Source organism: Xenorhabdus entomophaga, assembly GCF_037996725.1.
Lineage (GTDB): Bacteria > Pseudomonadota > Gammaproteobacteria > Enterobacterales > Enterobacteriaceae > Xenorhabdus > Xenorhabdus khoisanae.
The window spans coordinates 1-11884 of record NZ_JBBMXH010000118.1; the positions used below are offsets into that span (position 1 = coordinate 1).

Genomic DNA, 11884 nt, shown 5'->3' on the forward strand with positions numbered 1-11884 from the left:
ACCACTGGCGACGTTTTATCACTTGGACTCAGGAAACAATGGAATATGAGATCAATACATTATTAGCAGGTTATGGTCACCAATTTGCAATTAATTTCTCTTGAGGACTTACCAAAAATTCATCTGATAAGAAGAACTTTTAACTATTTCCCAATCAGCATTGGTGCTATTGATCAATGAAAGAGATGCTGTCTCACCCATAATAACCTCTTTTATTAAGTAAATATTATAATTTCCAAAAATCATTTGGAGTAGGTTATTATTAGTGTAGTATAAATTTAAAAGAGTGATTTCAAATTTAACCTGTAAATGTGCAAAGCATTAGTATGATTTACTTGATTTTTATCATTAACCTCGCCTATTAAGACGAGGCTTTTGTTATTTAATAATGTATAAATAAGCTGGTTAATCTGCTAATAAGTATATTGCTTCATAAGGTTTAATTTTAATTTCATTCGCTATTTTTGCAGGTGATGGATAATTGCTTATTAATACCCGCCATTCTTTGTGTGTAAGTGAAGCCTCTGGAGACCAAGATTGTGTTTCATCACTGAGATTGGCAATGACCAGCAGGGTTTGTTCCTGCCAACGGCGCAAATAACACCACAGTGAGGGATGCTCAGGCAGTAAATCCAGATAATCACCATATGTCAGGATAGGTTGCTGCTTTCTCAATTTAACCAAATCGTGGTAGCAATAAAAGACGGAATCTTTATCCTGCAATGCGGCTTCGGCATTGATTTCCGGATAATTACTGCATGGTGCAATCCACGGATTGCCTGTGGTAAAACCCGCGTTCGCTGAATTATTCCACTGCATGGGAGTCCGGCCATTGTCGCGGGATTTCTGCGCCAGAATTGCCAATATGTCCTCTGGCTGCATACCTTGTTCAATTCGCTCCTGATACATATTCAGGCTTTCGATATCCCGATAATCTTCAATACGCGCAAAATGTGGGTTCGTCATGCCCAGCTCTTCACCTTGATAAATATAAGGTGTTCCTTGCATACCGTGCAGCACCATAGCCAACATTTTGGCGGATGTTTTATGGTGCTGGTGTTCATCACCAAACCGGGAAACAATGCGGGGCTGATCATGATTACACCAGAAAAGCGCATTCCAAGCCTTTTGATACATACCCTGCTGCCATGTTGAGAAAATCTTTTTCAATTCAACATAATCGGGTTTTGCGCGAGTCCATTTTTCTCCATTCGGATAATCAACTTTCAGATGGTGAAAATTAAACGTCATGGACAGCGCTGTCCCATCCAGTGAGCTATAGCGCTGACAGTGTTCAAGGCCAGTGGAGGACATTTCACCGACAGTCATCAATCCCTTAGGTTGAAAAACATCACGGCTCATTTCTTGCAGAAACTCATGGATACGCGGGCCATCGGTATAGAATCGACGGCCATCTCCACGCTCATCATTCGGGTAATCCTGCTGTTTTGAGACGAGATTAATCACGTCCAGCCGCAAGCCATCTACACCACGATCAGCCCAGAATTCACAGATTTTTTTCAGCTCATCGCGAACAGGTTCATGCTCCCAATTTAAATCGGCTTGTTCTACCGCAAACAGATGGAGGTAATACTGCTGACTTGCTGCATGCCATTGCCATGCGTTACCACCGAATTTAGACTTCCAGTTATTGGGCAAAGTGCCTTCGGAGCCGTCTTTCCAGATATAAAACTGGCGATAAGGACTATTAATATCTTGAGCTGCCTGAAACCATGGATGCAGCGTTGAAGTATGATTGAAAACCATATCCAAAATGATGCGAATACCTCGTTGATGAGCGTTTTGCACCAAATTGTCAAAGTCTTCCATTGAGCCGTAATCAGGATTAATCGCGCAGTAATCGGCAACATCATAGCCATTATCAACTTGCGGAGACGGATAAATTGGGGTGATCCAGATAGCCTCTACACCGAGGCGTTGCAGATAATCCAGCCGCTGGGTAATCCCGTTGATATCTCCTGTGCCGCTTCCGGTACTATCTTGAAAACTCTTTGGATAAATTTGATAGATAACGCTATCCATCCACCACGGTTTTTGTTCGGTCATAACTATCCCTACTAATTTACTATGCCTGCTAATTAAGCAGGCCTGTTAATTTAATGAGCTTGCTACATTAATTGGTAATCTCATTGGATAATGCTGCTTTACGTTCATTTCTACGATAAGCCAGAACGGTCAGCACTAAAGGGACAACAATAGCGACAAGCATAGCGGTCAGGTAGACCATCCAAAACTGTGGTTTGATGGAAAGAATACCCGGTATACCACCAACACCGATACCATTGGCGGTAACATGATTGAAGCCACAAATCAGCCCGGCCAGGCTTGCACCAATCATTGCGCAGAACATCGGGTAACGGTATTTCAGGTTGATACCATACATGGCCGGTTCAGTGACCCCCAGATAAGCTGAAATTGCCGCAGGAACAGAAACTTCACGTTCTTTCTGTTTCTTGCTTGCCCAAATAATGCCGGCTACGGCTGAACCTTGGGCAATATTGGATAGCGCAATAATAGGCCAGATTGGTGTTCCGCCAGTGCTTTGGATCATTTGCAGATCGATTGCCAGAGTCGTTTGGTGTACACCTGTAATAACCAGCGGGGCGTAGAAGAAGCCGAACAAGGCGGCACCGATAGGGGCAAAGCTACCCGTCATTAATCCTTTAACAGCCCAGGCAACGCCATCGCCGATAGCACGTCCGGCAGGCCCTATCAGAGCATGGGCGAGGAATACTGCCAGCAAGAGAGAGGTGACAGGGACAATAACAAGATAGAGGTAATCGGGAACCCATTTTTTCAGCCGTGTTTCAATCCATCCCAGCGTTAAACCTGCCAATAAGGAAGGGATGACTTGTGCCTGATAACCGACTTTAGAAATTGTAAACCAGCCGAAATTCCAGACTTCAGGAGCTTGTTGCCCAAGCAGATAAGCATTCATCAACTGTGGGGAAACCAGTGTAATCCCCAAAATAATCCCTAAGATTGGTGTTCCGCCCATTTTTTTGACAGCAGACCAGCAGATCCCGACAGGAAGATAGAAGAATATCGCTTCACCGATCAGCCAGAGGAAGTCATAGATAGTCTTCCAGATAGGATAGAGCTGAGCGAGTGACTTGCCCTCGCTGAATGGAATATCGCCGATCAGGTTACGGAAACCGAGAATTAAACCGCCGCTTATCAGAGCGGGCAGTAATGGGAAGAAGATCTCGGCAAAATGTGAAATTGCATTTTCATACCATTTCATATTTTGGCGAGCAGCTTGTTTAACCTCTTCTTTATTAACGGATTGTTTCCCAGTGGCTTCAAGCAGGGCTTTATAATAAATATCTACATTTGTTCCAATAACCACCTGAAATTGACCGGCATTGGTGAAGCAGCCCTTAACCATTGGTAACTCTTCAATGGCTTTGGCATCGGCATTTTCTGGTGTATTGAGAACGAATCTGAGGCGGGTGATACAATGACTGACGGAGGCGATATTTTCTTTTCCTCCAATCAATGTAATAAGTTTATCAATATCCTTTTGATTTATTTGTTTTTTCTTCATGCCTTTGCTCCTTTGTGTGGCAGGAGTTATAAAAAACGGAATTTTGCGATTAACAGAATGATTACTCTCGTGATGAGATAGTGAATAGACTGAAATAATAGCTGATTCATCCTAGTAAGATTTCAAACTTTTTAATATGAAAATATTTTTTGTTTGAGTTTTAGATCACATTTTACGCCACTGATTTGATATTAAAGATATTTTTATATTTATAAAACTTATGGGTGAAGCGATTTTGATTACTTAGCTAATTAATAGATATTTATTATACATTGTGTTGGGTTTATATTTTTTGTGTAAAACAAAGGGGGATTATATTGTTTTGTTGTTAATGGTTTTTAAAATACATGAGTTTTTATTCTGACGAAAAAGAAATTATTCTATTTGTGATAAATGAATCTTTAATATTGTTCATTTTCAGTCAGTTGATAAGATGATACCAGAGCCTTGGTTCTCAGTTAGGAGAAGCATGAAATGATGAGGTGAAGTATGAATGAAAAAGATGCTTGGTCAAAATTAAGATGGGCTACTCGTCGACGTTGGGCAAACAGAGCGATTGACCAAATGAGTCAGGCAATAGCGGGAAACCAAGATTCCGATATGGTATACGATTTTAACAAGAAACCTAGTGATAAGTGTTTCCCAGATTTACATTCTAATATGTGGACTGTTACAAATGACTTGAGGCAAAGTTTAGGAGAATTTACAGATGAGGAATTAAACTTCGAAAAAGTTTTTAAGTCAAAAGAGTTCTATATTGTTCATGCCAGCGACAAAAATCTTATAAACAAACCCGATAATTTAAAAAGAGACTTGAATATTTATTCAAGGCTGCGCCTTGAGGAAAAAGGAATTCCATTTTCTGACAATCATACAACTATTACGGATATGGAAGATCTGGGGAATAATGATTATGTGTTCTTTTCACTTGAGGTGGGTCAAACGCCTAAAAAAATTAAAAGCAGATTTGGAAATTATTTTTATCGTATAAGATATTCTGGAGGCAATCTCTCACTAAGATATTCTTCTATGACTTTATTTGACCAGATAGATCCTGTCAGCCACCTGAGTAAATTTCCTGCTGAGAGAAAAAGATTGCTTGATTATCTTAAGATCACTGACAACTCGAAACAACATCTAAGAGCAAGAAGGCTACGTAGAGGTACAAGTTTTTTTTCCGGTGCCTTAAATTCTATTAATGGGCTTCTGAACTCAATTATTCGTGATATAAGGCTATTGGAAAACGAGAGTGATAGAAAAAAACTTCTTTCAGCGCGCAGTGATGATGATATTAATATGATTGTTAACGCATTATACCGTCCTGAAGTTCGGGTGCCAAGGATGATTGGTTTTGTTGAAGGTGATTATGAAATGATAACGCCAGAAATGTTAGGGCGTTAATTAACTGATTTCACTTAATTATTAATGTTAAAAATATAAGTTAATTAATATAAGCACTCTCAATAGTGAACGTTTTTTAGAGACTAAGCAACCATCAGTGGTGCTTAAGAAACTGATGGTTGCTTGAGTTCAATAAAGTTAAATTTCAATCTTGCTCGCAATATTCACTTAAATATTAAAATCAACTCACTATATGTGCTTTATTAGTACTGATATGTTTCATTGGGGATTTATAAAATTCTCTATCAGGATAGTGTGAGCTATGAACATCAATCAATTAAGAAGCTTTGTCGAGATAGTTAAGAATAATTTTAATATCACCAGCGCAGCAGAAAAACTGTATACCTCACAACCGACAATTAGTAAGCAAATTAAGTTTCTGGAAGAGGAATTAAATGCTTCTTTATTTATTAGGAAAAATAATAACTTATTGGCATTAAGCCCGGTAGGTAAACAGGTGCATCAAATAGCCAGCAATATTCTTGGTCAGGTTGAAAAGATTAAGAATATGGTTGCTGAAGAGGAGCAGGTGGTTAATTTACATATTGCGACAACACATACTCAGATTCGCTATAAGTTACCGCATGTCGTGGAGAAATTCCGGGTAATGTACCCAAATGTTTCAATTCATTTTCATCAGGGTACACCCGCACAGCTTGCTGATATGGTAAGGCAGGGTGAGGTGGATTTTGCGATAGCAACTGAATCCATACATTTATATTCAGATTTACTGATGTTGCCCTGTTACCGTTGGGCACGTAGTGTAATTGTGCCTAAAAATCACCCCTTGGTGAATGTAGAATATATTACTTTTGAAGATCTGGTGGGCTATCCGTTGATTACTTATGTATTTGGTTTTACCGAACATTCAACTTTAGACATCGTATTTCATCAAAGTGGGATGAGGCCGAAAATTGCATTGACCGCGACGGATACGGAAATCATTAAGCATTATGTTCGGTTGGGGCTCGGTGTCGGAATGATCGCAACCGCAGCGTTGGATGATCGTGATCTGGCTGATCTGCATATTATTAATGCGGATCATTTGATCCCGCCGAGCTTCACTTATGTTTGCATGAATCAACAGGTACATATGAAAAATTATATGTACGATTTTATCTTGTTATATGCCCCACACTTAAACAAAAACACCATTCAACTCTGCGAACAGGGGCAACAGATTGATTGCAGCCAAATGGTTTTGGATAATTTGCCTACGCTTTGATTTGGTTCAATATCTTTAACGTTAAATCGCGTCCGGTTAATGTTGATATCACCGGACACGAGAAATAATTAATGCGTTACAAGATTAATAAAAATTTGTGCTCCAACGAGTAGGCAATTATCGTCAATAAAATAAGGATTAGAGTGTATGTAGTTATTGATTCCTTTCGTTTGATTGCCGCTACCGAGGAAAAACATTGCACCAATACGATCTTTAGTAGCATTAATCATATAGCTGAAATCTTCACTGCCCGTCATAGGGAGGCCATTTGATTCGATATTTTCGGCTGGCAGGAATTTGGCAGCAGCTTCCTTAATCCGTTGATGTGCGTGTGGATGGTTCTCCACAGCAGGATAGCTGTCATAAACAATAGTGGTTTTGAACCCTCCCGCTTCACTACTGGCGATAATTTCTTGAAAGCTGTTTTTCAGGATTTGATCGGTTTCTTTATCCATTGCACGGATAGTCCCACGAGCTTGAACGCGATCAGCGACAGCATTGGGAATGGTTCCACCTTTGATCATGCCACAACTGAATACTGCCGGGCTGAAAGGATCGGTTTTCTTGGCAACGATATAGTCCAGATAATCAATGATGCGGCAGGTTTCGCGAATGGCATCCAACCCTTTCTGAGGGGTTGAGCCGTGAGCGGAAACACCGTGGACATCCAATGTCCATGTTGACCCCCATGATGACATCACCCCTGCATTGAAGCTGATGTGTCCGGTATCCTGTGCGCCGTTATTATGGAGGGCGTACACTTCATTAACGCCCTCCATACAACCGAGTTCGACCATTTTGTCCGCGCCCGGAATGCGCATATCTTCTTCTGCCATCTGGAAGATAAAACGCACGTTGGCTCGCATTTCATCCCTGTGTTGTGATAAGTAATTTGCAGCAGTCAGGGCGATAGCCATATGGGTATCATGACCACAATTATGGGCACAACCTTCATGAACCGAAGTATGCTCATTATTGGTCATATCGGGCATGGCAAGGGCATCCATATCGGCACGGAATGCAATCAAGGGCTTTGCCGGATCAACAATTAAATCAGCAACAAAGCCGGTATAATCTGCATAGGTTTTGATGGTATAACCAAAACCGCTCATTAAATCACGGCAATATCTGGAGGTTTTAAATTCCTGACCGGATAATTCAGGGATTTTATGTAAATATTGTCGTGTTTTTTTACTGAATTCATTCAATTCGAACAATTTTTCACTTACGTTATATCTATTCTTGTCCACTAGATTACCCCTTTTATGCTGAATCCAATTTGAGCAATGAGAGAAGCACCGAAGAAGCAGCAGGTGGAAACAATCATGAAAATGACGATGACTTTCCAGGACATCTTTTTCAGCTCTTCCAACTGTCCGCCGACAGATAAACCAGCAAATGCCAATAGAGGAACACAACAGGACAAGAACGAAACTTTACCAATAGAGTGGATGAAAAATGTTCTTATCACTGTATCTGGCAGGCAAATCAAAATGCCGATGATCGTGGCATAAGCAAATGCTGGCAGTGATGAAGGCAAATAATGTTTTGCCACAAGAGAGAGAAACACAACAAGGGACATGGCGATAAGGCTATCCCACATGTGATGAATGGCGATCCCTGATGTTAATGTCTGGGTAAACATAGCGAGTAGTATAGCTACGAAAACCAGCTTCATATCAATAATGATACTTTTCATGTAGTTTCCTCTTTAGTGAAGATCTTGTAAATCTTTTCTGAAAGAGGCAAACCAAGATATGTTAGAGAGAGTGCTCCTAAAGCGGACGATAGCAGATTAGATGCTGCGGCAACACTCAGGACCTTTTGAGCCATCACTTCATCCAGCCCATGAATCAGCGCACCGGATGCCGCACTGAGCATGGAACCGGAGCCTACACCAGAACCGGCTGCCAGTGCCATGGGGTGCAGCCCGGTCAGAGGAGCAAGGCTGCCGAGCACGCTGAACCACACTGTGCCAATCACAGAACCACATAAATAAATCGCCAGTACACCAATATATTCTGGTGAGCCTGTTCCAAATTTTCCCTGAATCACTGCGATTGAAGGTTCACGGCTAATGGAAGAACCCGCGCCAATAGCACGACGACCAAAACCAAACTTTATCGCCAATGGAATGGCAATAAATATTGGCAGTAAGTTACCTATTTCCTGAATAAACAGAGGAATACCGATACTCAATATCATTTTTATATTAGGTATGATCATTCCGGCGTATTGGGTTCCCAAAACCAACAGGCCAATACCGACCATTTTGCTACAGAAATCTTCTTCTTTTTTGGTAAATAATTTCCCCCAAAATGTGAATTTATTACGAATAAAATCTGTTGAAATAATTATGCCGATAATCACCGCAAATAACATCGGTAAAATGGGGATAACGGCAAGGCCGATTTTTATTTCTCTTTTGTCAATGACATATTGAGAAATAAAGATTAAAAACAGGGCGCTCAATATACTGATAAAGAAGACATTGACTTGTTTTCTATTATTTTTCATTCCTTATCTCCGCGTCTTTATGCGTGGAGGTTATTATATGTGAGAAACTACGACTTGGTGTGATAATGGTCATATTTATTCCATATCTTTATTTCATGGGGCATGAAATAAAGATATGGAATAATGACTTTTATGATCTTTATTTTTATGAATAATAGAGGGTTACTAATGAAATTTTATTTAGGTTCTTGCTCATTGTTATCCTTGAATCTTCGGGGAGGATGGCTTATCTTTTCTCTGTGTATATCAGCACCCTGAATTCAGTCATTGAACATGCAGGTTATCTTGGTTCGTGCTTAAGGCATTGAATACTATTTTTAATTTCTCTATTCTGGGAAAATTATATTGATGAGGTTATTTATGAACGAACAACTTAACAATGATAAATATCTTTTAGTTGGTAATAAGGGCGTGAATAAGATACAAATATTTAAATTTATATTTTCAGGTCAAAGCGTCATGATAAAAAAGGATAATTTAATCTGGGAATCGCCAGAAACAACGGCAATGACGGAAGTAAAACCTGTTACATATTTTGGAAAAAAAGCCATACTTTCAGTAACAGAAAATGGGGTTGTTATATATGCGTTAAGCGATAATAACGTATTATTCTATAAAGAAATTTCAGATTATTCAGGAAATAATATACACTCCGCTTGTCCACTGCCTGATGGTAATGTGGTTATAGCTGATTCAAATGGGCGAATTGGTTTATTACTCTATGAAAAAGGCAAAACGAAACAACCTTTTAATGAAACCCAATGGTTTAGTTTAACTTATGCCCATGCTGTTGTTTATGATCAGATTAATGAAAGAATTTATGCAGGTGGATATACCTCTGTTAATGAATACTCTTATCATGTTATTGCTGGGAAGGTTAGCCTAATTTTAGAGGCAATATATGATATAAGCAATTATTATTTAAGGTGTAAAGAATATAATATTTGTAACGAAGGCGGGTATTGGGAAGATGGAATCCATGATATGTATCCGGTGTATGGTGATAATTCCCAATTGTTTTTTCTCTCAACAGGAGAGAGAGTTTTTTTGTTTGACTCATCAACGTTAACTCATTCAGAAGGCGGCAAGATTACGCTTGAAAAATTTAATCCGTTTTATGAAATAGATAGTCAAAAATCAACAGAAGCCGAACTAATAGCCAAAGAAGAAAAAATAATTCTAAAAAAAGGTGGGGTTAAATCTATTTCGGGTAATATTGATGTTAATGATTTTTTTGTTGTTGCTCACTCAGCACCATGGTTTACTGATAAAATAAATTATTCATATAATGGAAATAGACTCATCTATTCAACTCATATTAATGACATCCTTGATTTCGATCTCACAGACAAAAATAAGGTAGATTTTGATTCCTCACTTAATGTGATTTTTTATAAAGCCAGATTGATTGATAAAAATTGGATAGGCTTGTGATTACCAATAAGCGTTTTGAATGTGGGCTATATTCAGAAACCGAAGTGTATATACCATACGTGACGATTGAGAGTATAGCCCTGATACAAAATAGCTTGAATCAGAGAAGATAGCGGGAACTACTTTCTACCCATCACCACCCGCCTAATTTCCATTGCAATCGTGCTCAGTTGCATTGGCGTCACACTGCGAATATCCACCTCGATTCGGCCCTCATTGGCTTTATACTCCCGAAAATAGATCGCAATATTGCCTTGTCGGAGCTGTGCCAAAATTTCGAATGTATTTCTGCCGATGCGTTGCTCGTTAAACGTGATCTCAGTACGAGCAATATCACGACCAGCGCTGTCCCAAACGACTTTGGCGGAGACACCTGTAATACGGTTCAGCTTCTCAATAAACGGTGTCATTCTTGTTACCATCTCTGCGCCAGTTTCTTTTGTCTGACTGAGATGATTTTCAATAGCCAAAGTAAGACCGAGAATCCCTTCTTTACCCGTTTTCATGGCTCGTCCGATACCGTGACGCTGCCGTTTAACCCATTCGACATAAGTCTGTTTGCCAATCACTAATCCGCTGGTGGGGCCTTCAATCGCTTTGGCTCCGCTGTAGATCACTAAATCTGCCCCTTGTCGATAATAGAGGGTTAAATCCTCTTCAGCAGCGGCATCCACAATCAGGGGCAAGTTATGTGTTTGTGCAATGTGGGCGGCATCTGCCACCGTCAGCATACTTTTTTGTACGGCATGGTGTGATTTGATATACAGAATAGCCGCGGTTTGTGGCGTGATTTTATCGGCGATCTGTGTCGCGCTGCATTCATTGGCAAAGCCCGCTTCAATGACTTTACCGCCGCCCAATGTAATCATGGTTGCAACGGGAGCGCCAAAATTCACGTTATGCCCTTTGGGCAAAATGATTTCACGCGGAACCGATTTATCCGAACAGTGCAGGTTAAGTAGTAGGTCATTGTCATCTTTAGTGATGACGGCAGCCACGGATTGGGCAATCCCGGCCGAGGCGCAGGAAACGACAACAGCATCTTCCACACCCAGTAATCGAGCGATGTAATTGCCGGTTTTATCCACCAAATCATCCATCTCAAAATAGTGTTTCAGCCCTGCATTAATCTGCGCAATAACCGGATCGGCAGGTGTTGATACACCCAATGCTGTCATACGTCCGGCAGCATTGATCACCTGACGCAATTGGTATTTTTCATAGAGGGATGCCATTGACGACGCTCCTTTTCGTAGCTGAATTTTTGACGGGTATATTTTCCGCAGACATGTTTTTCGCTGCTGCATTCTCTGCCACGACAATGTGAACTCCCGCAATGATGGCGGCGATGGGGATAAACTGTTGTGTGCCGATCCTGATATGTCCCTCCGCATCGACAAGTTCAATGCGTTGATTTTTTAGATCAAAAATTGTGATATCGCCATCACAGCCACGTTCTAACCGGCCTTTACGTGGAAGGTGGAGTAAATCCGCTGCATTGATTGTCACGCAGTTCAAAATATATTCAGGCGATAAGCCCATGTTGAGGAATTTTGTCATCACAGTGGCGAGGCTGTGGACTGGCCCGTCAACGCGGTTTCTTTGGTAGATATCTGAACTGATCATGGGGTCATGCTCCCAATGATTAGATATTGTGATAAACTTCCTGCTTTTTCTTATGGGTGAGATATGGCTAAAGTTGATGTAGTTTGTCGTTACTGTCATAAAACAGAAGCGGT

At 40.4% G+C, this 11884-nt stretch carries 10 protein-coding genes; 3 read left to right on the forward strand and 7 right to left on the reverse strand.

Annotated elements, in window-relative coordinates:
• Positions 1 to 405 precede the first annotated feature (405 nt).
• Positions 406 to 2067, reverse strand: coding sequence for an alpha,alpha-phosphotrehalase (treC, locus tag AAC854_RS19010; protein WP_340618477.1), 1662 nt, complete (start codon positions 2065 to 2067; stop codon positions 406 to 408).
• Positions 2068 to 2134: 67 nt separating this feature from the next.
• Positions 2135 to 3568 (reverse strand): PTS trehalose transporter subunit IIBC, encoded by a 1434-nt coding sequence (gene treB, locus AAC854_RS19015; RefSeq protein ID WP_340618478.1) that lies wholly within the window; start codon positions 3566 to 3568, stop codon positions 2135 to 2137.
• Positions 3569 to 4057: 489 nt separating this feature from the next.
• Between treB and AAC854_RS19020 the strand changes: the two genes are divergently transcribed.
• Entirely contained in the window at positions 4058 to 4969 is a 912-nt protein-coding gene (locus AAC854_RS19020) for a hypothetical protein (protein ID WP_340618479.1), read from the forward strand.
• 262 nt (positions 4970 to 5231) lie between these two features.
• Complete coding sequence (locus AAC854_RS19025) at positions 5232 to 6194, forward strand: LysR substrate-binding domain-containing protein (protein WP_340618480.1); 963 nt, start codon at positions 5232 to 5234, stop codon at positions 6192 to 6194.
• Positions 6195 to 6262: 68 nt separating this feature from the next.
• Here the strand turns inward: AAC854_RS19025 and AAC854_RS19030 are convergent, their stop codons facing one another.
• The 3 genes from AAC854_RS19030 to AAC854_RS19040 are packed head-to-tail and all read right to left on the reverse strand — an operon-like array spanning position 6263 to position 8711.
• Positions 6263 to 7444 carry a M20 metallopeptidase family protein gene (locus tag AAC854_RS19030; protein ID WP_340618481.1) on the reverse strand — a complete coding sequence of 394 codons (1182 nt, stop codon included), beginning with the start codon at positions 7442 to 7444 and terminating at the stop codon, positions 6263 to 6265.
• Positions 7444 to 7893 carry a hypothetical protein gene (locus tag AAC854_RS19035; RefSeq protein WP_340618482.1) on the reverse strand — a complete coding sequence of 150 codons (450 nt, stop codon included), beginning with the start codon at positions 7891 to 7893 and terminating at the stop codon, positions 7444 to 7446. Before AAC854_RS19035 ends, AAC854_RS19030 begins: the two co-directional genes overlap by 1 nt.
• Positions 7890 to 8711, reverse strand: coding sequence for a DUF3100 domain-containing protein (locus AAC854_RS19040; protein ID WP_340618483.1), 822 nt, complete (start codon positions 8709 to 8711; stop codon positions 7890 to 7892). The genes AAC854_RS19035 and AAC854_RS19040 overlap by 4 nt, the downstream gene beginning before the upstream one ends.
• A gap of 360 nt (positions 8712 to 9071) precedes the next feature.
• Here AAC854_RS19040 and AAC854_RS19045 point away from each other — a divergent pair, with 360 nt between their 5' ends.
• Positions 9072 to 10145, forward strand: a complete 1074-nt coding sequence (locus AAC854_RS19045; protein ID WP_340618484.1) for a DUF6528 family protein — start codon at positions 9072 to 9074, stop codon at positions 10143 to 10145.
• 119 nt (positions 10146 to 10264) lie between these two features.
• Here the strand turns inward: AAC854_RS19045 and AAC854_RS19050 are convergent, their stop codons facing one another.
• Together AAC854_RS19050 and AAC854_RS19055 are read right to left on the reverse strand one after the other, a co-directional pair.
• The gene (locus AAC854_RS19050) at positions 10265 to 11380 is read right to left on the reverse strand and encodes a DgaE family pyridoxal phosphate-dependent ammonia lyase (RefSeq protein WP_340618485.1); all 1116 of its coding nucleotides are present in this window, start codon (positions 11378 to 11380) and stop codon (positions 10265 to 10267) included.
• The coding region (locus AAC854_RS19055; RefSeq protein ID WP_340618486.1) for an amidohydrolase family protein at positions 11364 to 11884 on the reverse strand (521 nt) is incomplete at its 5' end. The genes AAC854_RS19055 and AAC854_RS19050, both read right to left, overlap by 17 nt.

What these genes read in the sequence shown, in the direction of transcription:
- treC (WP_340618477.1), bottom strand. Translation starts at nt 2,067, where the DNA reads ATGACCGAACAAAAACCGTGGTGGATGGATAGCGTTATCTATCAAATT.
- treB (WP_340618478.1), bottom strand. Translation starts at nt 3,568, where the DNA reads ATGAAGAAAAAACAAATAAATCAAAAGGATATTGATAAACTTATTACA.
- AAC854_RS19020 (WP_340618479.1), top strand. Translation starts at nt 4,058, where the DNA reads ATGAATGAAAAAGATGCTTGGTCAAAATTAAGATGGGCTACTCGTCGA.
- AAC854_RS19025 (WP_340618480.1), top strand. Translation starts at nt 5,232, where the DNA reads ATGAACATCAATCAATTAAGAAGCTTTGTCGAGATAGTTAAGAATAAT.
- AAC854_RS19035 (WP_340618482.1), bottom strand. Translation starts at nt 7,893, where the DNA reads ATGAAAAGTATCATTATTGATATGAAGCTGGTTTTCGTAGCTATACTA.
- AAC854_RS19040 (WP_340618483.1), bottom strand. Translation starts at nt 8,711, where the DNA reads ATGAAAAATAATAGAAAACAAGTCAATGTCTTCTTTATCAGTATATTG.
- AAC854_RS19045 (WP_340618484.1), top strand. Translation starts at nt 9,072, where the DNA reads ATGAACGAACAACTTAACAATGATAAATATCTTTTAGTTGGTAATAAG.
- AAC854_RS19050 (WP_340618485.1), bottom strand. Translation starts at nt 11,380, where the DNA reads ATGGCATCCCTCTATGAAAAATACCAATTGCGTCAGGTGATCAATGCT.